The following is a 20,478-nucleotide window of genomic DNA, read 5'->3' as shown; positions in this document are numbered from 1 at the left end:
ACAGGGTTACGGCGGTCATAGCGTGGGGGAAACGCCCGGTCCCATTCCGAACCCGGAAGCTAAGACCCACAGCGCCGATGGTACTGCACCCGGGAGGGTGTGGGAGAGTAGGTCACCGCCGGACAACCATTAGGTCGAGAGCCTCCAACCACCAGGTTGGAGGCTCTCCCACTTTAAACCACCCATACAGGATTCACACGGAAAAGCCGGTCACTCCCATACCCGCACGTAATCCACCCGCATCGCGCCGGCCTCCCCGAGAATCCTGGCCCCCCGCCACCCGGCCGCGCGCCGTCGTGGTTGCTCACGCCGTCGCCCTGGAGGGTCCAGACATTCTGCTCTCTCCGGGCCGGTATCCGCCGTTTCCGCGAGGAGAAGTGATGCGGGGCGCGACCGGCCGGCATCGCCCTGTGAGGCGTGCCACCGCGGGGCCCACGGGGCGCCGGCAGTTAGCCGGGGGAGTGCTCCTCGCCTAGAATTGAATGAGATGTACGGACTTCGAAGCGCTTGATTTCGGGTTGCGTAGGAACGAAACACGAAAAACAGAGCGGCTGCGATTGCGCCAGTGGTCGGCTCACAACAGGAGGAATCCAGCATGGCTGATCACAACGACGGTAACCGCGGCCGCGACGACCGCGGCAACTTTGGCGGGGGCCGTAACGCCGGCGGCGGCGGATTCCGACGGGCCAACAACTCCGGCGGCGACCCCCGCGGCTTCCGCGGCCGGGATGATCGTGACCGCAAGCCGTACGGTGACCGTCCGGCCCGAGACGGTGAACGTCCGGCCCGAGACGGTGAACGTCCGGCCCGAGACGGTGAACGTCCGGCCCGCGACGGTGAGCGTCGCAGCTTCGGTGGCGATCGTGATCGTAAGCCGTTTGGTGACCGTGACCGCAAGCCTTTCTCGGGTGGGAACGACCGTAAGCCGTTTGGTGATCGTCCGGCTCGTGATGGTGAGCGCCGTAGCTTTGGTGGCGATCGTGATCGTGATCGTAAGCCGTTTGGTGATCGTCCGGCTCGTGATGGTGAGCGCCGTAGCTTCGGTGGCGATCGTGATCGTGACCGTAAGCCGTTTGGTGACCGTCCGGCTCGTGATGGTGTGCGCCGCAGCTTCGGTGGCGACCGGGATCGTAAGCCGTTTGGTGATCGTCCGGCCCGTGATGGTGAGCGCCGTAGCTTCGGTGGCGATCGTGATCGTGACCGTAAGCCGTTTGGTGATCGTCCGGCTCGTGATGGTGAGCGCCGTAGCTTTGGTGGCGATCGTGATCGTGATCGTAAGCCGTTTGGTGATCGTCCGGCTCGTGATGGTGAGCGCCGTAGCTTTGGTGGCGACCGGGACCGCAAGCCGTTTTCCGGCGGAGACAACCGCAAGCCCTTCGGCGACCGCGAGGACCGTCCTGCCCGCAGCTTCGATCGTGGCGACTCCGGGCCGCGCCAGTTCGGCCGCGACCGCGCGGAGGACCGTCCGGTCCGCCAGCCCAACGCCGCCGACCTGCGCAGCGCCAACCGCCCCGACCGGGACCGTTCGCCCGAAATCGACGAGGACGTCACGGGCAAGGAACTGGACCGCGCCACGCAGCACCAGATCAAGACCCTCGAGGACAACAGCGCGACCTGGGTGGCCCGCCACTTGGTCATGGCCGGCCGCCTGATCGACGACGAGCCCGAGCTGGCCTTCCAGCACGCCCTCGCCGCCAGCCGCCGCGGCGGCCGTCTCGCCGCCGTCCGCGAAGCCGTGGGCCTCACCGCCTACTCCGCCGGACACTACGGCGAAGCCCTGCGCGAGTTCCGCACCTACCGCCGGATCAGTGGCTCCAACACGCATCTGCCCGTCATGGCCGACTGCGAACGCGGCCTGGGCCGTCCGGACCGTGCCCTCGACATGGCCCGCTCGGAGGAAGCCAAGGACCTGGACGCCCCCGGCAAGGTGGAACTCGCCATCGTGGCCGCCGGCGCCCGGACCGACCTCGGCCAGCTGGATGCCGCCGTGTCCGAGCTGGAGATCCCTCAGCTCGACATCAACCGCGCCTTCTCCTACAGCCCCCGCCTGTTCCGCGCCTACGCGGACGCGCTGACGGCCGTGGGCCGCGAAACCGAGGCCGCCAAGTGGCAGCGCCAGGCCGTTGTGGCCGAGAACGCCCTCGGCCTCGGCGTCGACGAGGAACCGGACATCATCGACCTCGGCTGGGATGAGGAGGAGGAAGCCCGCGAGGAGCAGCGCCGCCGTCGTCTCCTGAAGGAGCAGGCGGACCGCCAGGCTGGCATCACCGCTGACGAGGCCCCGCGGGCCGCCAGCGCCGCCGCGGTCGCCGGCCTGCCGGAGAACACCGAAGGCCGGGCCGACGACGTCGACTCCGGTTCCGACGACGAAGAAGCCGGCTTCTTCGAGTCCGACGACGCCGAATCCGACGAGGATTCGGTGGAAGCCGACGAGCTGGCCGGCCACGAAGACAACACCGGCCACGAGGACCACGCCGGCAACCGGGACCACACGGAGGACTAGGCCCCGATGGACCACGACTGGCTGATCTCGCGCTTCGACGCGCTCCTTTCGGACCTCGACGGGGTCGTCTACGCGGGACCGCACGCCATCCCCGGTGCCGTCGAGGCGCTGGGACGGCTGGCGGGGATCGGCGTCGGGCTGGGCTACGTGACGAACAACGCGTCGCGCAGCCCCGCCGAGGTCGCCGCCCACCTGCGTGAACTGGGCGCGCCCGCCGAGGATGAGCAGGTAGTTAGTTCCTCGCAGGCCGCCGGTGAACTGCTGGCCGCCAAGCTGCCCCCGGGCTCCCGCGTCCTCATCACCGGCGGCCCCGCGCTCGCCCGCGAGATCGAACTCGCGGGCCTGGTACCGGTCCGCAGCCAGGCCGACGAGCCCGTGGCCGTCGTGCAGGGCTTCCACCCGGACCTGGGCTGGAAGGACCTGGCCGAGGCGGCCTATGTGGTCGCCGCCGGCGCCCTCTGGGTGGCCACCAACACGGACCTGTCGATCCCGCAGGCCCGCGGCATCGCGCCCGGCAACGGCACCCTCGTGGCCGCCGTCGCCTCCGCCACCGGCAGCACGCCGCTGGTCGCAGGCAAACCCGAGGCACCGCTCTTCCACACCGCCGCCAAGCGGCTCGCCGCGGAACGGCCCCTGGTGGTCGGTGACCGCCTGGACACCGACATCCTCGGCGGCAACAACGCCGGATTCGCCACCGTGGCGGTCCTGACCGGCGTCGACACCCGCGAGAGCATCCTCGCCGCCCGGACCGCCGAACGCCCCGGCTACTTGATCGAGGACCTCGACGGACTCTTCCAGCCCTACCCGGACATCGAGCACGACGGCGGGGCAGGGTTCCGCTGCGGCGCCGCCACCGCCGTCGTGGACGGCACGGTCCTGCGCATCACGGGGGACCCCGCGGACCTCGATGCCTGGCGCGCCGGCTGTGCCGCGTGGTGGGCCGCCACCCCGGAGGCCGCCACCGCCCAGGCGCCGGAGCTGCACTGGACCGGTCACTAGACTGAAAGGCATGATCGAATCGCCCCGCCCCGCCGAGCCCGCACCTGCGGGCGCACCCGGCGTCGGTGACATTCAGCCGGACTGGCCCGCGCGCACGGCGGACGCACCGCTGGCCGCCGACCCCGCCGTCGAGGCGCTGCTCGAACCTCTGGACACGCTCGCGCACCTGCCGGTAACCGACCACGGCGACGTCTACGCGGCCCTGCACGACGCGCTGGCCGACGCCCTGAATGAGGACGTGACGGGGGAGGCCCGCACGTGACCCGGCTGGATCAGGCGCTGGTCAGCCGCGGACTCGCCCGTTCCCGCACCCACGCGGCCCGGCTGATCGCCGACGGCAAGGTCAGTTCGGCGGGCACCGTCCTGGCGAAGGCCTCGCAGCAGGTGGATGACGCGACCGGCCTGGACGTCGCCGCCACCCCGGGGGATGACTACGTCAGCCGCGCCGCGCACAAGCTCGCCGGCGCCCTCGACGCCTTCCCCGCCGTCGCCGTCGAGGGGAAGCGCTGCCTCGACGCCGGCGCCTCCACGGGGGGCTTCACCGAGGTGCTGCTGCGCCGGGGTGCGGCGCACGTGGTGGCGGTGGACGTCGGCCACGACCAGTTGGTCCCGCAGATCCGCAACGACCCGCGGGTCTCCGTGCACGAGGGCCTGAACGTCCGGTACATGACCCCGGAGACCATCGGAGGGCCGGCCGCCCTCACCGTCGCGGACCTGTCCTTCATCTCATTGACCCTGGTGGTGGCGCCGCTGGCCGCCTGCACCGAACCCGGCGGGGATCTGGTCCTGATGGTCAAACCACAATTTGAGATCGGCAAGGACCGACTGGGCCGCACCGGCGTCGTCACCTCCGAACGGGAACGGCGCCTCGCCGTCGAAAAGGTGGCCGCCGCGGCCTTGGACGCCGGACTGGAACTGGCCGGGCTGGCGCAGAGCCCCCTGCCGGGGCAGGACGGAAACGTCGAGTACTTCCTGTGGATAAAACGCGCGATCCGGGCGGACCTGCCTAAGATCGAGGAGCGGGACGCGGCCCTGGCCGCGCTCCTTGGAACCATCTGGACCTAACCAGCAGCCCATGCAGCAATCGAAGCAGTAGAAGGCGGAACCTGATGAGCAGGCGTGTCCTCATCCTTGCCCACACCGGCCGCGAGGACTCCCTCAAGGCCGCCTGGGACGCGTGCGCCATGCTGCACGCCGCAGGCATCGTGCCCGTGATGCAGAAGTCCGAACTCGGCGACATGGTGCGTTTCTACGGCCGGCTGGACCAGCCCGTGGAGGTCCTGCACGACCACGTGAAGCTGCACGACGTCGAACTCGTCATGGTGCTCGGCGGCGACGGGACCATCCTGCGCGCCGCGGAACTGGTGCGCGAGGTGGACGTGCCGATGCTGGGGGTGAACCTCGGGCACGTGGGCTTCCTGGCCGAGAGTGAGCGTGCAGACCTCGCCCAGACCGTGGACTGGATCGCCAGCCGCCAGTACACGGTGGAGGAGCGGATGACGATCGACGTCCAGGTGTGGGTCCGGGGCCAGAAGATTTGGCACACCTGGGCGCTGAACGAGGCGGCGATCGAGAAGGGCAACCGCGAACGGATGCTCGAGGTGGTCACGGAGGTGGACGAACGCCCCCTGACCTCCTTCGGCTGCGACGGCGTCGTCCTCGCCACCCCCACCGGCTCCACCGCCTACGCCTTCTCCGCTGGAGGCCCCGTGGTATGGCCCGAGGTGGAGGCACTGGTCATTGTCCCGATCAGCGCCCACGCACTGTTCGCCAAGCCGCTGGTGGTCTCACCGCGCTCCCGGCTGGCCGTCGAGATCCTCGGCCGGACGGACGCCCAGGGCGTGCTCTGGTGCGACGGACGGCGGTCCGTGGACCTGCCCCCGGGCGCCCGCGTGGAGGTCACCCGTTCCGCCACCCCGGTCCGGCTGGCACGCACCCACCAGACCCCGTTCTCCGGCCGCCTGGTCAGGAAGTTCGAGCTTCCCATCCAGGGCTGGCGCGGCCCGGTGCCGCAACCGGACGCCATCCCCACCGGCCCGATGCCCGTGGTGCGCACGCCCCGGCCGATGCCGCTGCCCGACCCCACCGATCCCTCGACTGCGAAGTGACCCATGCTTGAAGAACTGCGAATCCGCGACCTCGGTGTCATCACGGACGCCACCCTCCCGCTCGGCCCCGGCCTGAGCGTGGTGACCGGCGAGACCGGTGCCGGCAAGACCATGGTGGTCACCGCCGTCGGCCTGCTCCTCGGTGCCCGGTCCGACGCCGGAGCCGTGCGCAGCGGCGCCAAGAGCGCCTCCGCCGAGGCGGTCCTCAAACTCGACGCCGGCCACGCCGCCGTCCAACGCGCCCGTGAGGCCGGCGCCGACGTCGAGGAGTTCGACGGCGGCGCCGAGCTGCTCCTGGCCCGCAGCGTCGGTGCCGACGGGCGCAGCCGCGCCTACCTGGGCGGCCGGACCGCCCCCGTAGGGGTGCTCGCCGAGATCGGTGGCGCCCTGGTGGTGGTCCACGGACAATCCGACCAGATCCGGCTCAAGAGCGCCGTGGCGCAGCGGGAGGCGCTGGATAAGTTCGCGGGGGAGCCTCTCGCCAAGACGCTCGCCGCCTACCAGCAGCTCTACACCCACTGGAAGGGCAGCCAGGCCGAGCTGGACGAGCTGCGCAACGCGGCGCGGGAACGGCTCCGCGAGGCCGAATCGCTGGAAGCCGCCCTGGCCGAGATAGACGCCGTGGAGCCGCAGCCCGGCGAGGACGAGGCCCTCAAGGCCGAGGCGGTCAAGCTCGCCAACGTCGAGGAGCTGCGGATCGCCGCGAGCACCGCGCACCAGGCCCTGATCAGCGAGGACTTCGGCGAGGGAGCCGACGCCACCACGCTGGTGGACGCCGCCAAACGCACCCTGGAACACGTTGCCGAGCACGACGCCGAGCTCGGTTCGGCGGCCGCCCGGCTGGCCGAGGTGGGCTTCCTGCTCAACGACATCGCCGGCGAGCTGGCCAGCTACCAGGCCGGCCTCGACACCGAGGGCCCCGAACGGCTCGCCGAGATCGAGGACCGCCGCGCCGCGCTGGCCGCACTGGTGCGCAAATACGCGCCGAGCATCGACGAAGTGCTGGTCTGGGCCGACCAGGCGCGGGAACGCTTCACCGAGCTGCAGGACGACTCGACCCGGATCGAGGCCCTCGAGGCCGACGTCGTCCGCTCCGAGGCCGAACTGGCCAAGCAGGCCGCGGCCATCAGCAAGGCTCGCAAGAAGGCGGCCAAGGACCTTGCCGCCCGCGTCAGTGCCGAGCTGACCGCCCTGGCCATGGCCGACGCCACGCTGGTGATCAATATTGAAGCCGGGGACGGCCTCGGGCCCTACGGCGCCGATGAGATCGCGTTCCTCCTCCAGCCGCACTCGGGCGCCCCCGCCCGCCCGCTCGGCAAGGGCGCCTCGGGCGGTGAACTCTCCCGGGTGATGCTTGCCATCGAGGTGGTGCTCGCCGCCGTCGACCCGGTCCCCACCTTCGTCTTCGACGAGGTCGACGCCGGCGTGGGCGGCCGCGCCGCCGTCGAGATCGGCCGCCGGCTGGCCATGCTCGCCCGGCACGTCCAGGTCCTGGTGGTCACCCACCTGCCCCAGGTGGCGGCCTTCGCCAACCAGCACATCCGTGTCACCAAGACCTCCGTCCGGGGATCCGACGGCGCCACTGCCACCGGGTTCACCTCCAGCGACGTGCAGCTCCTGGACGAGTCCGAGCGCGTCCGCGAACTCGCCCGCATGCTGGCCGGCCAGGAGGACTCCGAGTCGGCCCGCGCCCACGCCCAGGAACTGCTCGACGACGCGAAACTCCTGCCGCAGCAGGCGTGACCCCGCGCGCCGCTGGGATGACCATCACAGCGGCGCGATTCGGACCCTCAGAAGACCGATTTGATGATAGGCTCAAATTCCGTGGTGCAGCGATCAAATTCCCGTGTAAATTCCCGGTTCCCGGGCTCGTCCAAGACGACCAAACACATCTTCGTCACCGGCGGTGTGGCGTCCTCGCTCGGAAAGGGTCTGACGGCTTCGAGCCTCGGCCACCTCCTGCGGGCACGCGGCTTGTCTGTAACTATGCAAAAGCTCGATCCCTATCTGAATGTGGATCCGGGCACGATGAACCCCTTCCAGCACGGCGAAGTCTTTGTGACCGACGACGGCGCCGAGACCGACCTCGACGTCGGGCACTACGAGCGCTTCCTCGATGAGAACCTCGAGGGTTCCGCCAACGTCACGACGGGCCAGGTCTACTCCACCGTGATCGCCAAGGAACGCCGCGGCGAGTACCTCGGCGACACCGTCCAGGTCATCCCGCACATCACCGACGAGATCAAGCGCCGCATGCGGCTGCCCGCCGAGGGCAAGAACGCCCCGGACGTCATCATCACCGAGATCGGCGGCACGGTCGGCGACATCGAGTCCCAGCCGTTCCTCGAGTCCGCTCGCCAGGTCCGCCAGGACATCGGCCGGAACAACGTCTTCTTCCTGCACGTCTCCCTGGTCCCGTACATCGGACCGTCCCAGGAACTGAAGACCAAGCCGACGCAGCACTCCGTTGCCGCGCTCCGCTCCATCGGTATCCAGCCCGAGGCGATCGTGATCCGCTCGGACCGCGAGGTGCCCCAGGCGATGCGCGACAAGATCGGCCGGATGTGCGACGTCGACCTCGACGCCGTCATCGGCTGCCCGGACGCTCCGAGCATCTACGACATCCCCAAGACGCTGCACTCCCAGGGCCTGGACTCCTACATCGTCCGCGCGCTGGACCTGCCGTTCAAGGACGTCGACTGGACCAGCTGGGATACCCTGCTTGAGGCCGTCCACAACCCCAAGCACGAGGTTGAGATCGCCCTGGTCGGGAAGTACATCGACCTGCCGGACGCATACTTGTCCGTGACCGAGGCGCTGCGCGCCGGCGGCTTCGCGAACAACACCAAGGTCAAGATCCGCTGGGTCCCCTCGGACGAGTGCGACACCGAGGCCGGCGCCAAGAAGGCCCTGGCCGGCGTCGACGCCATCTGCGTTCCCGGCGGCTTCGGCATCCGCGGCCTCGAAGGCAAGCTCGGCGCGCTGAAGTTCGCCCGCGAAACCAAGCTCCCGGTCCTGGGCCTGTGCCTGGGCCTGCAGTGCATGGTCATCGAGTACGCCCGCAACGTCGTCGGCCTCGAGGGCGCCTCCTCCTCCGAGTTCGAGCCGGACTCCAAGTACCCGGTCATCGCCACGATGGAAGAGCAGCTGGACATCGTTGACGGCAAGGGCGACCTGGGCGGCACCATGCGCCTGGGCCTGTACGAGGCCAAGCTGGACGAAGGCTCGGTCGTGGCCGAGACCTACGGCACCACCAAGGTCAGCGAACGCCACCGCCACCGCTACGAGGTCAACAACAAGTACCGCGACCAGATCGCGGCGCAGGGCCTGGTCTTCTCCGGTACCTCCCCGGACGGCAAACTGGTGGAGTACGTGGAGCTTCCGCGCGAGGTGCACCCGTACTACGTCGCCACCCAGGCCCACCCGGAGCTGAGCTCCCGGCCGACCCGCCCGCACCCGCTGTTCGCGGGCCTGGTCCGGGCCGCCCTGGACCACCAGCACGGCGACCACCAGCACGGCGACCACCAACAGGGTACCGCCAAGCCGGCGGCAAAGGCCGCGGCGCAGGCCAAGTAACACCAACTACATCAAAGGACGGCGCGATGCCCGGAATGTCTGAGACCCATGATGCTGCACGGCAGGTTTCAGATGAGCCGAGCCCGCGCCGTCTTTTGTCGTCCGAGAAGGTCTACGAGGGCCGGATCTGGGACGTGGTCAGCGACAGCTTCCAGCTGAATGACGACGGCGACGCCCTGACCCGGGACTACATCGACCACCCAGGCGCGGTGGCCGTGCTGCCGATGAACGACGACGGCGAGATCCTCCTGATCAAGCAGTACCGGCACCCGGTGGGCATGGCGCTGTGGGAGATCCCGGCCGGACTGCTCGACGTCGAGGGCGAGGACTTCGTGGCGGGCGCCGCCCGGGAACTCGCCGAGGAAGCCGACCTCGTGGCCGCGGAATGGAACGTGCTGGCCGACTTCTTCAACTCGCCGGGCTCCTCCAGCGAGGCGATCCGGATCTACCTGGCCCGCGGACTGAGTGACGTGCCCGGCCACGAACTGCACGTCCGCACCGACGAGGAGGCCGAGATCGAGCTGCACTGGCTGCCGCTGGATGCGGCGGTCACGGCGGTACTGGAGGGGCGCCTGCACAACCCGTCCGCCGTCGTCGGCATCCTCGCCGCTGCCGCGGCCAAGGCCAACGGCTTCGACCGGCTCCGGCCCGCGGACGCGCCCTGGCCGGCGCACCCCAGCCAGCGCGGATGACCGGCCTGCTGGCGGCGGAGCCTCCCGCGGCGGCTGCCTCCGCTCCCGACCCGGCGGCACCGGCAGCCGCGGACGCCACCACGGATGCCCCCCGGCCGCCCACCGCCGTCGACCGCGCCATCACCGACTACCTGCAGCACATGGGGGTCGAGCGCGGACTGGCCGCCAACACCCTGTCCGCGTACCGGCGGGACCTGGCCCGTTACGCCCGCCACCTGGCGGCCGCCGGGCGCAACCGCCCCGAGGACATCACCCGGCGAGACGTCACCGCCTTTGTCCAGGCCCTCTCCGACGGCTCCGACGGCGGGACAGCGCTGGGCGTCCGGTCCGCGGCCCGCACCGTCGTCGCTGTCCGGGGGCTGCATAAGTTCTGGGCCCTCGAGGGCCTTACCCCGACCGATCCCGCCAGCGACGTCCATCCGCCGATGCCCGGCAAACGGCTGCCCAAGGCCATCACGGTGGACGAGGTGACCCGCATCCTGGAGGCGGCGGGCACGGAGACCGCCACCGGCCTGCGCGACCGGGCGTTGCTGGAATTCCTCTACTCCACCGGGGCCCGCATCAGCGAGGCCGTCGGACTGGACGTGGACGACATCGCACTGGCCGGGAGCGCTCCCGACGACGGCGGGGGGCCGGCGATCGTGCGCCTCTTCGGCAAGGGCTCCAAGGAGCGGCTGGTGCCGCTGGGGTCCTACGGTGCCCGCGCGCTCGACGCCTACCTGGTAAGAGGGCGGCCGCTCCTGGCGGCGAAGGGCAAGGGCACTCCGGCGCTGTTCCTCAACGCCCGCGGCGGCCGGATCAGCCGCCAGAGCGCCTGGACCATCCTGAAAACGGCTGCCGAGAAGGCCAACATCACCAAGGACGTCTCCCCGCACACGCTGCGGCACTCCTTCGCGACCCACCTGCTGGAGGGCGGCGCCGACGTCCGCGTGGTGCAGGAACTGCTGGGGCACGCCTCGGTCACCACCACGCAGGTCTACACCCTGGTCACCGCCGACACGCTGCGCGAAATCTACGCCGCCGCACACCCGCGCGCCCAGGGCTAGCCTGCCGGGCTTTTTCCAGACGTTGCGGCACTGCGCCTGATTTTCGACACGCCCGTGTGTAAGGATCCGGGCATCCCGGGACACTGATTGGGTAGAACCACGTCATCGATTGTTCGGGGGAAACATCATGTTGGCTGCGAAGGAGCAGGCATTCATTGAGCTGCATGACCAGCACGCCGCCCGTGTCTACGGCTACATCGCCCGCCGCATCAACGACGCCCACCGGGCCGAGGAGCTCGCCGCGGACGTCTTTCGCATCGCCTGGGAGAAACAGTTGCCTGAACCGCCCGGCATCGGCTGGCTCCTGGCAACCGCACGCAACGTCCTCGGCAACGAATACAAGGGCCGCCGACGTCGGCAGGAACTGTTCGAACGCCTCGCCGAGGAGGCGCGCACCGATGACGTCACCACCGCCGGCGACCAGCGCTCCGTCGTAGCAGCCGTGCTGATGAAACTCCGGGACAAGGACCGCGACATCCTCATGCTGACTTACTGGGAGGATCTCAGCGGCGCCGAACTGGCCGCAGCCCTCGGCTGTTCGGTCTCGGCCGCCGGCGTCCGGCTGCACAGGGCCCGGCGTGCCTTCGCGAATGCCGCACCCGCCCACCTGATGACAGAACGGAGAGACTAGCCATGGACCGCATCGAACAGCTCATGAAGGACATCAAGCCGTCGGTCACGGTCCCGGACCGCGGGGTCCTCCGCTCGGAGGTGACGTCCACGGACCCGAACGTGGTCACAATGCCGCGGGCCGCCTTCGCGCACCGCGAGGCCACCCGGCGACGCCGTACCAGGATTGCCGCCGTGGCAGCTGCCGGCCTCGCCGCCGCGGCGGTGGCAGGAGCCGTCGTCGTGGGCGGGAACTTCCCGACGGTGCCCGGACCCGCGCAGCCGGTGCCAGCCGGGCCGAACACCACGATCAGTGAGAGCGCCCCCGCCACGCCGTCGCCGTCGCCTGCTTCACCGACGCCGTCGCCGACGTCTCCGGTGCCGGCTACCCCCAGCCAGACCACCCCGCCCAGCACCGGGGGAGTAGCCTGCACGCCGGCGAACATCGACCAGCTGCGCAACGACCGACAGCCCACAATCCTGCCGATCCCCGCCGCGGAGCAGCGGTACTACACCGTGCTCGGCTGCGCCGACGGTTGGCTCGCCTACGTGATCTCCGATGAAGGCGGGCAGGCACTTAAGCTCGACGGCGGGAACGCCTGGTTCCGGCTCGCCAAACTCCAGAATGGCCGCTTCCTCTGGGATGTCCGCCAACCCTCGGCCACGGTCTACAACTGGGAGTTCCAGGCGCTGAACAACCAGGGGCTGACGGCGCAGCAGGCCATGGACAAGGAGTTTGCCGAGAAGGGGATCCCGGTCACTCTGCGGCCGCAGTTGGTCGGTGAAGGCCCGGCCGGCAAATAGAGGCGCCCGGAGAGCAGCTACTAGGCTGAAACCATGACAGCCGCACCGGTGACCCTCTGCTTCGCCCTCCGGGACACGCCCGACGGGACGGAGGTGCTGCTGGGCCTGAAGCGGACCGGGTTCGGGCTGGGAAAAATTGTGGGCATCGGCGGCCACGTCGAACCCGGGGAGACCGACGCCCAGGCTGTCGTCCGCGAGGTTTTCGAGGAAACCGGGCTGATCGTTGCCGAGCCCGACCTCAGCCACGCAGGCCTCGTGGAGTTCGTCTTCCCGGCCCGACCCGAGTGGAACATGTCCTGCCGGCTCTTCACCACCCGGCGCTGGGACGGCGAACCCGCCGAGAGCCGCGAGATCACCCCGGAATGGTTCGGCACCACGGAACTGCCCCTCGAACGCATGTGGCAGGACGCCGAACACTGGCTGCCGCCGGCGCTCTCCGGCGAGACGATCGACGTCGTCGTCGTCCTGAATGACGACAACGAAACGGTGGCCTCCGTCCGCTACCCCGATGAGCAAGGGAAGGGTACGCAGGGGGCCGCCGGGGCGCAGCGCTAACACGCTTCCCGCCGGGAAACGATGCCGCCCGGCGGGGCGAGACCGGCAGTCATTCGGCGGGCCGGTAGCCTAGGCGTGAAAATGCCGGATCCGCCGGCACCTGATCCGCGCACCCTGGAGGCCCGGCATGAGCGGCAACAACCTTCACCTCCCCGGCGACGACGACGGCGACTATCCCGACTCTGCAGACCGCGGGGACTCTCCGGGCGACGCCCGACGGCGCTGGCCGCTTGCCGCCGCCGTCGTCGTGCTCGCCCTGGCAGCGGTGGGAGGCGGCGTAGCCGTCGCAGCGACCATGGGGTCCAAGGCGCCCGCGGCAGCCTCGTCACCGGCGCCCTCCGAAACCCCGACGGCGCCCGCCGCGCTGTCCACCAGTGCCGCGGCGGCCCCGTCCCAAACGGCAACACCCACCGCCACGGCCACGACCCCGGCCGCAGCAAACACCCAGCCGCCCACCGACGCCGCCGCCGACTGGCGGACGTTCACCAGTGCCGACCGCCGGATCAGCTTCGAGTACCCCGGAACCTGGACGGCGACCCAGGCCCCGCCCGCGAATACCGGGTCGACGGACGTGGAGGTTGCCGACGAATCCGGCGTGATCGTGGCGTCCCTGCACTCCGGACCGTCGGGCGGCGTCGGCGGAGCCTGCGAGGGGCCGGTGCCCTACACCGTCCTCGACTCGGTCAACGTCGACATCCCCTACCAGCCGACCAAGGGCTCCGTGAGCCCGAGGTTCGCCTTCCGCGCCCTGCAGGAAGCCGACCACGTCACGGCGTCCTACGGACTCACCAGCTCCCCGGCCGGTCAAAACGGCAGCACCTGCATGTTCTACAACATTGTCAGCGGGCCCTCCGACTCGCCGTTGTTCTCCTTCGCGGACGCCTACCAGGTGAACACCGGAGTCCAGCAGCAGATTCCCGGCCACAAGGGTCCCAAGTCGTTCCCCACGATGGCCGACGCGCGGGCCTACATGCAGGGCGCCGAGTACCTCAACGCCAAGCGCATGATCACCTCGCTGAAGGTCACCCAGGGCTAGCCCCGGCGCCCCCCCCCGAAACCCCGCCAAACACAGCGGCCCGGCCACCCAGAAGGGGTGGCCGGGCCGTTGGCTTTGCTTTACCGCCTGAGGCGGGGAAGCGGTTCGGGAGTTACGGCACGTGCCGCTCTTCCACGCCGTTGTACTCGCTCAGCGGGCGGATCAGGGAGTTCGAGTCGAGCTGCTCCATGATGTGCGCCGTCCAGCCGGTGATCCGGCTGGCGACGAACAGGGGAGTGAACGTCGGGGTGTCGAAGCCCATCAGGTGGTAGGTCGGTCCGGCCGGGTAATCGAGGTTCGGCTTGATGGCCTTGGCCTCGTCCATGGCGGTTTCCAGCCCGTTGTACAGCCCCAGCAGCTCGGGCCGTCCGTAGTGCGCGATCATCTTGTCCAGCGCCGCCTTCATGGTCGGGACGCGGGAGTCACCGTGCTTGTAGACGCGGTGGCCGAAGCCCATGACCTTCTTCTTGTTGGCCAGGGCGTCCTCCATCCAGGCCTTGGCCCGGGCGGCGGCCTCCTCGAGCGATTCTTCCTGGCGGATGCCGATCTCGTCGAAGGTGTGCATGACGGCTTCGTTGGCGCCGCCGTGCAGCGGTCCCTTGAGCGCCCCGATCGCCCCGGTCACGGCCGAGTGCAGGTCCGAGAGCGTCGAGGTGATCACCCGGGCGGTGAAGGTCGAGGCGTTGAAGGAGTGCTCCGCGTACAGGATCATCGAGACGTTGAACGCCTCGACGACTTCCTGGACCGGCTCCTCGCCGAACGCCATCCAGAGGAAGTTGGCAGAGTAGCCCAGGTCATCGCGGGGCTCCACTGGTTCCTGCCCGTGCCGCCGGCGCTGGTCATACGCCACCACAGCCGGCATCGCGGCGAACAAATCCACGGCCTTGGCCATGTTGGCCTCCCGGGAGGAGTCCTCCGCCAGCGGGTGCCGGGCGCCCAGTACCGACGCCGCCGTCCGGCAGACATCCATCGGGTGCGCCGTGACGGGAAGGGCGTCGATGACGGTCTTCAGCACCGGGTCCAGTGCACGCCCGGCGCGCTCCTTGGCGGTGAACTCCGCCAACTGCCCGTCGGTCGGCAGCTCGCCGTTCCAGAGCAGGTAGGCCACCTCCTCGAAGCTGCACTTGGCGGCCAGCTCCTGGACGGGGTAGCCGCGGTACAGCAGCGAGTTGGTTTCCGGGTTGACCTTGGACACCGCGGTGTAGTCCACCACGACGCCGGCAAGGCCCTTCTTGATCTCGTTGTCAGCCATGCTGAACTCCTTTGTTCCTAACGCCTGTTGTCCGGCCGGGGCCGGCGGTCCGGTGGGGTGTCAGATGCCGGGGATCTGGAAATTGAACACCCCGGTGTCGAAGTGGTTGTAGGCCTCGTAGTCCACGAGGTCGTACAGCCGTGCACGGGTCAGCATGTTGGGAACCTGTGCCTCCTGGGTGCCGTCTGATTTGATCGTCTCCAGAGTACGCTCCGCCGCGCCCATGGCACTACGAAGCAGGGTCACCGGGTAGATGATCATGTTGACGCCGACGCCGGCCAGCTCGTCCACCGTGAAGAGTGCGCTCTTGCCGAACTCGGTCATGTTCGCCAGGATCGGCACGTCCACGGCGTCGCGGATGGCCTGGAACTCGGAGAGATCCTTCATCGCCTCGGGGAAGATCGCGTCGGCACCGGCCTCCACCAGGGCGTTGGCGCGCTGCTGGGCAGCCTCCAGGCCGTCGGTGGCGCGGATGTCGGTGCGGGCCATGATCAGGAAGTTCGGGTCCCGGCGGGCGTCGGCCGCGGCGCGGATCCGCTTGGTGGCGGTGTCCAGGTCCACGACGTTTTTGCCGTCAAGGTGCCCGCAGCGCTTCGGGTTGAACTGGTCCTCGATGTGCAGGCCGGCCAGGCCGGCGTTCTCGAGTTCCTGTACGGTCCGGGCGACGTTCATGGGCTCACCGAAGCCGGTGTCCGCATCCACGATCGAGGGCAGGTCCGTCATCCGGGCGATCTGCCCGGCCCGGGTGGCCACCTCGGTGAGCGTGGTCAGCCCGATGTCCGGCAGGCCCAGGTCGTTGGCCAGGACGGCGCCGGAGATGTACACGCCGGCGAAGCCCTTCTCCTCGATCAGCCGCGCCGAGAGCGGGCTGAACGCGCCGGGGAACTGCGCGATGGTGCTGGAGGAGAGCAGCTCGCGGAAACGGATGCGCTTCTGCTCCGGCGTGGTCTTCGAGTACAGCATTAGAAGAGTCCCTTCGGTGCGGCCGCCAGGTCGATCACGCCGTCGGCGGCCTTGATGTTCAGCTGGTCCAGCTCACCGGCGGCGAGCTCGGGCAGGCGGGCGGCTGCGGCGAGGAAGCGCTCGATCTCTTCCTCGGCCACCAGGCCAGCGGCGAGGGTGCGGAACTTGTTCACGTACTGCTCGCGGGCGAACGGCCGGGCGCCGAGCGGGTGGGCGTCGGCGACGGCGATCTGGTCGGTAATGACGGTGCCGTCCTTGAGCGTGATCTCCACCGAGCCGCCGAAGGCCTTCTCGGAGATGTCCAGGCTGTGGTAGCGGCGGGTCCATTCGGGATCCTCCACCGTGGTGACCTTGTGCCAGAGTTCCACCGTGTCCGGCCGGCCCGCACGCTCGGGGGAGTAGGAGTCCACGTGGTGCCAGCGGCCGTCCTGCAGGGCGACGGTGAAGATGTACGGAATGGAGTGGTCCAGGGTTTCCCGGCTGGCGGTGGGGCTGTACTTCTGCGGGTCGTTCGCGCCGGAGCCGATCACGTAGTGCGTGTGGTGGCTGGTCTTGATCAGGACGGACTCGACGTTGGCCGGGTCCGTGACCTCCGGGTGCTCACCGTGCAGCTTGCGGGCCAGGTCAATCCAGGCCTGCGCCTGGTATTCGGCGGAGTGCTCCTTGGTGTAGGTGTCCAGGATGGCGCGCTTGGCCTCGCCCTCCTCGGGCAGCGGCACCAGGTAGTCGGCGGTGGGGCCGTCGAGCATCCAGGCGATGACGCCGTCTTCGCCTTCGTAGATCGGCACGGGGGAGGTCTGGCCGCGCATGGCGCGGTCGGCGGCCTCGACGGCCATCTTGCCGGCGAACGCCGGGGCGTGTGCCTTCCAGGTGGAGATTTCGCCCTTGCGGGACTGCCGGGTGGCGGTGGTGGTGTGCAGGCCCTGGCCGACGGACTGGAAGATGGTCTCGACGTCGAGGCCCAGCAGGGTGCCGATGCCGGCGGCGGCGGAGGGGCCCAGGTGGGCGACGTGGTCGATCTTGTGCTTGTGCAGGCAGATGGCCTTGACCAGGTTGACCTGGATTTCGTAGCCGGTGGCGATGCCGCGGATCAGGTCGCGGCCGCTGGAGCCGACGTGCTGGGCGACGGCCAGGATCGGCGGGATGTTGTCGCCCGGGTGGGAGTACTCGGCGGCCAGGAAGGTGTCGTGGTAGTCGAGTTCGCGGACGGCCACGCCGTTGGCCCAGGCGGCCCATTCAGGGGATACGCGCTCCTCGATGCCGAAGACCTTGGAGCCCTTGCCGCCGGTGCTGGGGCCGTGCGTGAGGGCCTGGGCGCGTGCTGCAACGATCGGCGCGCGGTTCAGCGAGGCGATGGCCACGGAGGCGTTGTCGATGATGCGGTTGATCACCATGTCGGTGACCTCGTCGGTGACCTCCACCGGGTCGGCGGCGACCTTGGCGATCTTGTAGGCCAGCTGGTCCTCGCGGGCCAGGTTCTCTTCGCTCTTATAGACGCGGACGTGGTGTTCCTTGACCATGGTGCTCCTTCTGAAGGGGTCCGTACTAGTGCGGTACGTGGGTTGCTTTGACGTGGGAAAGACTGCGGTGCAGGTGAAGCGTGGTGGCGGCCTCGGCCAGCCGGGGGTTGCCGGCGGCGATGGCCTCGGCGATCGCCGCGTGTTCGGCGGCCGCGGCGGTGAGGCGTGCGGCGTCGTCGGCGGCCAGCCGGCGCACCCGGACCAGATGCACGCGCAGGCTGCGCATCGCCTGGGCCAGGTAGGCGTTGGAAATGGCGGCGTCGACGGCGGCATCGAGCCGGCCGACAAGGTCGTAGTAGTCGTGCCGGGCGGGGTCCGCACCGTTGATCAGCTCCGGTGCCCGCAGCAATTCGCGCTGCAGCCCGGCGAAGACGGCCGAATCGCCGCGTTCGGCGGCCAGCGCCGCGGCCTTGCCTTCCAGGGTTTCGCGAAGCTCGAAGAGTTCGTCGATGTCCTCCAGAGAGATGTCGGTGACGACGACGCCGCGGCCGCCCGCCGTCGTCGTCAAACCCTCCGCGGTGAGCCGGCTCAGCGCCTCCCGCAGCGGGGTCCGGGAGACGCCCAGGCGCTCGGACTGCTCCACCTCGGCGAGAACCGTGCCGGGAGCCAGCCGCCACTCGATAATGTCGTCGCGGAGTGCCGCATAGGCCCTGTCACTGGCGCGCATGATGCTCTCCTTCCTCGCCGAATCCCCACCAGTGTATACACAGACTGCTTCGCATCCAAGCAATTCGGGAGAAAATCCCGAATAGGCCCACCCCGTGTATACAAACCCCTTGTGGGCGTCGGAGCGTCCGTCTAGCATGGTCTGCATCACAACGTCGTGGAACGGGAGAACGCCATGGGCAACGCCGGCAACCGGGAGACCTCGGAACGCAGCTCCGACACCAGCAGCTACGAAGAACGCAGCACCGCCAGCTACGGGAGCAGCTATGCGCGCAGTATGGACCAGCCGGAAGACTTCTGGCTCGACGCGGCCCGCAAGGTCGACTGGAGCGTCCCGCCCACCCGCGCCCTGGATTCGAGCCGCGCCCCGCTCTACGGCTGGTTCCCCGACGGCGAACTGAACACCTGCTTCAATGCCCTGGACCGGCACGTGGCGGCCGGCCACGGCGACCGGACGGCGCTGATCTACGACTCCGCCATGCTGGGCCTCCGGAAGAGCTTCACCTACGCCGAGCTGACGGACCAGGTGGCGCGGTTCGCCGGCGTCCTCCGCGCCCGGGGCGTGGGCCGCGGCGACCGGGTGGTCATCTACATGCCGATGATCCCAGAGGCGGCCATCGCCATGCTCGCCACGGCGCGGCTCGGCGCCGTCCACTCGGTGGTTTTCGGCGGTTTCGCGCCCAAGGAGCTCGCCGCCCGCATCCGCGACGCGGGCCCGGCCGCCGTCGTCACCGCCTCGGGCGGCATCGAGCCGGCCCGCCGGATCGAGTACCTGCCGGCCGTCGCGGAGGCGCTGGAGCTCACCGGAACCCCGGACACCCCGGTGCTGGTCAAGGCCCGGGACGGCTTCGCCGACACCGCCGCGAACCACGGCGGCTGGCTGGACTGGGACACCGAGATGGCCGCCGCCGAACCGGCGTCTCCGGTCAACGTCAAGGCCACGGACCCGCTGTATATCCTCTACACCTCCGGCACCACCGGCACCCCCAAGGGCGTGGTGCGGGACAACGGCGGCCACGCCGTCGCCCTGAGCTGGACGCTGGAGAACATCTATGACGTCGGCCCCGGCGACGTCATGTGGACCGCCTCCGACGTCGGCTGGGTGGTGGGCCACTCCTACATCGTCTACGGTCCGCTGCTGGCCGGGGCCACCACCGTCATGTACGAGGGGAAGCCGGTGGGCACCCCGGACGCCGGCGCCTTCTGGCGGGTGATCCAGGACCACAAGGTCAACGTCCTCTTCACGGCCCCGACGGCGCTGCGGGCCATCCGCAAGGCCGACCCGGAAGCGGATCTGCTGAAGAACTACGACATCTCCAGCCTGCGGACCCTGTTCGCCGCGGGGGAGCGGCTGGACACGGACACCTTCCATTGGGCCGCCCGGGTTCTGGGGGTGCCGGTGGTGGACCACTGGTGGCAGACCGAGACCGGCTGGGCCATCTGCGCGAACCCCCGCGGCATGGCCGAACTGCCCATCAAGGCCGGGTCCCCGAGCGTTCCGATGCCGGGCTTCCGCCTGCAGGTCCTCGACGGCTCGGGGGAGGAAGTGGAACCGGGAACGGAGGGCAACATCGTCCTGGGCCTGCCGCTGCCGCCGGGTACCCTGGCCACCCTCTGGCGCAACGATGACCGCTACGTCTCCTCTTATTTGCAGGCTTTCGAGGGCTACTACGCCACCGGCGACTCCGGCTACCGGGACGAGGACGGCTACCTCTTCGTGATGGGCCGCACCGACGACATTATCAACGTGGCCGGCCACCGGCTCTCCACCGGGGCGATGGAGCAGGTGATCGGCCAGCATCCCGCGGTCGCCGAGTGCGCCGTGATCGGCCTGGCCGACCCGCTCAAGGGCCAGCGGCCCAGCGGCTACGTGGTCCTCAAGTCCGGCGTCGACGTGCCGGGGGAGGTGCTGGCCAAGGAGCTGGTGGCCCTGGTCCGGCGCGACATCGGCGCCGTGGCCGACTTCAAGCACGTCACCGTGGTGGAGGCGCTGCCCAAGACCCGCTCGGGGAAGATCCTCCGCAAGACCATGCGGCAGATCGCCGACGGCGAGGATTACGTGGTGCCCTCCACCATTGAGGACGCGGGCGTGATCGAGCAGCTGCTGGGCACCCTGCGGCCCGACACCGCGCGGTCCTGAACGGCGCGG

At 69.6% G+C, this 20,478-nt stretch carries 19 protein-coding genes and 1 rRNA gene; 15 read left to right on the top strand and 5 right to left on the bottom strand.

The window, feature by feature from the left end:
* The first annotated feature begins 7 nt into the window (after positions 1-7).
* A 5S ribosomal RNA gene (gene rrf, locus QWJ39_RS12940) occupies positions 8-124 on the top strand.
* 450 nt (positions 125-574) lie between these two features.
* Here rrf and QWJ39_RS12935 read toward each other — a convergent pair.
* Positions 575-1,684: a hypothetical protein gene (locus QWJ39_RS12935; protein WP_290258248.1), complete on the bottom strand. Its 1,110-nt coding sequence runs from the start codon at positions 1,682-1,684 to the stop codon at positions 575-577.
* Between QWJ39_RS12935 and QWJ39_RS12930 the strand changes: the two genes are divergently transcribed.
* The 13 genes from QWJ39_RS12930 (at position 1,637) to QWJ39_RS12870 (ending at position 13,928) form a co-directional block, all read left to right on the top strand.
* Positions 1,637-2,503 carry a hypothetical protein gene (locus QWJ39_RS12930; protein ID WP_290258247.1) on the top strand — a complete coding sequence of 289 codons (867 nt, stop codon included), beginning with the start codon at positions 1,637-1,639 and terminating at the stop codon, positions 2,501-2,503. The two genes, QWJ39_RS12935 and QWJ39_RS12930, sit on opposite strands and share 48 nt — an antisense overlap.
* A gap of 6 nt (positions 2,504-2,509) precedes the next feature.
* Positions 2,510-3,502, top strand: coding sequence for an HAD-IIA family hydrolase (locus QWJ39_RS12925; protein WP_290258246.1), 993 nt, complete (start codon positions 2,510-2,512; stop codon positions 3,500-3,502).
* 10 nt (positions 3,503-3,512) lie between these two features.
* Positions 3,513-3,764, top strand: coding sequence for a hypothetical protein (locus QWJ39_RS12920; protein ID WP_290258245.1), 252 nt, complete (start codon positions 3,513-3,515; stop codon positions 3,762-3,764).
* A complete protein-coding gene (locus QWJ39_RS12915; RefSeq protein WP_290258244.1) occupies positions 3,761-4,567 on the top strand; it encodes a TlyA family RNA methyltransferase in 807 nt (268 codons plus the stop codon). The genes QWJ39_RS12920 and QWJ39_RS12915 overlap by 4 nt, the downstream gene beginning before the upstream one ends.
* 44 nt (positions 4,568-4,611) lie before the next feature.
* A complete protein-coding gene (locus tag QWJ39_RS12910; RefSeq protein ID WP_290258243.1) occupies positions 4,612-5,610 on the top strand; it encodes an NAD kinase in 999 nt (332 codons plus the stop codon).
* A gap of 3 nt (positions 5,611-5,613) precedes the next feature.
* Positions 5,614-7,353 (top strand): DNA repair protein RecN, encoded by a 1,740-nt coding sequence (recN, locus tag QWJ39_RS12905; protein ID WP_290258242.1) that lies wholly within the window; start codon positions 5,614-5,616, stop codon positions 7,351-7,353.
* Positions 7,354-7,416: 63 nt separating this feature from the next.
* A complete protein-coding gene (locus QWJ39_RS12900) occupies positions 7,417-9,186 on the top strand; it encodes a CTP synthase (RefSeq protein ID WP_290258241.1) in 1,770 nt (589 codons plus the stop codon).
* 26 nt (positions 9,187-9,212) lie between these two features.
* Positions 9,213-9,878 (top strand): NUDIX hydrolase, encoded by a 666-nt coding sequence (locus tag QWJ39_RS12895; protein WP_290258240.1) that lies wholly within the window; start codon positions 9,213-9,215, stop codon positions 9,876-9,878.
* Entirely contained in the window at positions 9,875-10,924 is a 1,050-nt protein-coding gene (gene xerD / locus QWJ39_RS12890; RefSeq protein ID WP_290258239.1) for a site-specific tyrosine recombinase XerD, read from the top strand. Before QWJ39_RS12895 ends, xerD begins: the two co-directional genes overlap by 4 nt.
* Before the next feature lie 127 nt (positions 10,925-11,051).
* On the top strand, positions 11,052-11,555 hold the full coding sequence (locus QWJ39_RS12885) for a sigma-70 family RNA polymerase sigma factor (RefSeq protein WP_290258238.1): 504 nt from the start codon (positions 11,052-11,054) through the stop codon (positions 11,553-11,555).
* A gap of 2 nt (positions 11,556-11,557) precedes the next feature.
* A complete protein-coding gene (locus QWJ39_RS12880; protein ID WP_290258237.1) occupies positions 11,558-12,337 on the top strand; it encodes a hypothetical protein in 780 nt (259 codons plus the stop codon).
* Between the two features lie 33 nt (positions 12,338-12,370).
* Positions 12,371-12,892, top strand: a complete 522-nt coding sequence (locus QWJ39_RS12875; protein ID WP_290258236.1) for an 8-oxo-dGTP diphosphatase — start codon at positions 12,371-12,373, stop codon at positions 12,890-12,892.
* 127 nt (positions 12,893-13,019) lie between these two features.
* Entirely contained in the window at positions 13,020-13,928 is a 909-nt protein-coding gene (locus tag QWJ39_RS12870; RefSeq protein ID WP_290258235.1) for a hypothetical protein, read from the top strand.
* 112 nt (positions 13,929-14,040) lie between these two features.
* Here the strand turns inward: QWJ39_RS12870 and QWJ39_RS12865 are convergent, their stop codons facing one another.
* From QWJ39_RS12865 to QWJ39_RS12850, 4 genes are read right to left on the bottom strand one after another with little or no spacing between them, the layout of a single operon-like run.
* Positions 14,041-15,180, bottom strand: a complete 1,140-nt coding sequence (locus QWJ39_RS12865) for a bifunctional 2-methylcitrate synthase/citrate synthase (protein ID WP_290258234.1) — start codon at positions 15,178-15,180, stop codon at positions 14,041-14,043.
* A gap of 60 nt (positions 15,181-15,240) precedes the next feature.
* Positions 15,241-16,143: a methylisocitrate lyase gene (gene prpB, locus QWJ39_RS12860; protein ID WP_290258233.1), complete on the bottom strand. Its 903-nt coding sequence runs from the start codon at positions 16,141-16,143 to the stop codon at positions 15,241-15,243.
* Entirely contained in the window at positions 16,143-17,663 is a 1,521-nt protein-coding gene (locus tag QWJ39_RS12855) for an MmgE/PrpD family protein (protein ID WP_290258232.1), read from the bottom strand. Before QWJ39_RS12855 ends, prpB begins: the two co-directional genes overlap by 1 nt.
* Positions 17,664-17,688: 25 nt before the next feature.
* Positions 17,689-18,330 (bottom strand): GntR family transcriptional regulator, encoded by a 642-nt coding sequence (locus QWJ39_RS12850; protein WP_290258231.1) that lies wholly within the window; start codon positions 18,328-18,330, stop codon positions 17,689-17,691.
* Between the two features lie 156 nt (positions 18,331-18,486).
* Here QWJ39_RS12850 and QWJ39_RS12845 point away from each other — a divergent pair, with 156 nt between their 5' ends.
* Positions 18,487-20,469: a propionyl-CoA synthetase gene (locus QWJ39_RS12845; protein ID WP_290258230.1), complete on the top strand. Its 1,983-nt coding sequence runs from the start codon at positions 18,487-18,489 to the stop codon at positions 20,467-20,469.
* Positions 20,470-20,478 lie beyond the last annotated feature (9 nt).

The sequence above is a fragment of the Arthrobacter sp. YD4 genome (genome assembly GCF_030410515.1).
In the GTDB taxonomy this organism is placed as follows: domain Bacteria; phylum Actinomycetota; class Actinomycetes; order Actinomycetales; family Micrococcaceae; genus Arthrobacter.
The sequence above is the reverse complement of the archived record's forward strand: the minus strand, read 5'-3'. Positions and strand labels throughout refer to the sequence as shown.

Bases quoted from the DNA above. Each gene is read 5' to 3' on its own strand.
- QWJ39_RS12875 (WP_290258236.1), top strand. From the start codon at position 12,371: ATGACAGCCGCACCGGTGACCCTCTGCTTCGCCCTCCGGGACACGCCC.
- QWJ39_RS12920 (WP_290258245.1), top strand. From the start codon at position 3,513: ATGATCGAATCGCCCCGCCCCGCCGAGCCCGCACCTGCGGGCGCACCC.
- recN (WP_290258242.1), top strand. From the start codon at position 5,614: ATGCTTGAAGAACTGCGAATCCGCGACCTCGGTGTCATCACGGACGCC.
- QWJ39_RS12880 (WP_290258237.1), top strand. From the start codon at position 11,558: ATGGACCGCATCGAACAGCTCATGAAGGACATCAAGCCGTCGGTCACG.
- QWJ39_RS12930 (WP_290258247.1), top strand. From the start codon at position 1,637: ATGGCCGGCCGCCTGATCGACGACGAGCCCGAGCTGGCCTTCCAGCAC.
- QWJ39_RS12885 (WP_290258238.1), top strand. From the start codon at position 11,052: ATGTTGGCTGCGAAGGAGCAGGCATTCATTGAGCTGCATGACCAGCAC.
- QWJ39_RS12900 (WP_290258241.1), top strand. From the start codon at position 7,417: ATGATAGGCTCAAATTCCGTGGTGCAGCGATCAAATTCCCGTGTAAAT.
- prpB (WP_290258233.1), bottom strand. From the start codon at position 16,143: ATGCTGTACTCGAAGACCACGCCGGAGCAGAAGCGCATCCGTTTCCGC.
- xerD (WP_290258239.1), top strand. From the start codon at position 9,875: ATGACCGGCCTGCTGGCGGCGGAGCCTCCCGCGGCGGCTGCCTCCGCT.
- QWJ39_RS12925 (WP_290258246.1), top strand. From the start codon at position 2,510: ATGGACCACGACTGGCTGATCTCGCGCTTCGACGCGCTCCTTTCGGAC.
- QWJ39_RS12855 (WP_290258232.1), bottom strand. From the start codon at position 17,663: ATGGTCAAGGAACACCACGTCCGCGTCTATAAGAGCGAAGAGAACCTG.
- QWJ39_RS12910 (WP_290258243.1), top strand. From the start codon at position 4,612: ATGAGCAGGCGTGTCCTCATCCTTGCCCACACCGGCCGCGAGGACTCC.
- QWJ39_RS12865 (WP_290258234.1), bottom strand. From the start codon at position 15,180: ATGGCTGACAACGAGATCAAGAAGGGCCTTGCCGGCGTCGTGGTGGAC.
- QWJ39_RS12895 (WP_290258240.1), top strand. From the start codon at position 9,213: ATGCCCGGAATGTCTGAGACCCATGATGCTGCACGGCAGGTTTCAGAT.
- QWJ39_RS12870 (WP_290258235.1), top strand. From the start codon at position 13,020: ATGAGCGGCAACAACCTTCACCTCCCCGGCGACGACGACGGCGACTAT.
- QWJ39_RS12850 (WP_290258231.1), bottom strand. From the start codon at position 18,330: ATGCGCGCCAGTGACAGGGCCTATGCGGCACTCCGCGACGACATTATC.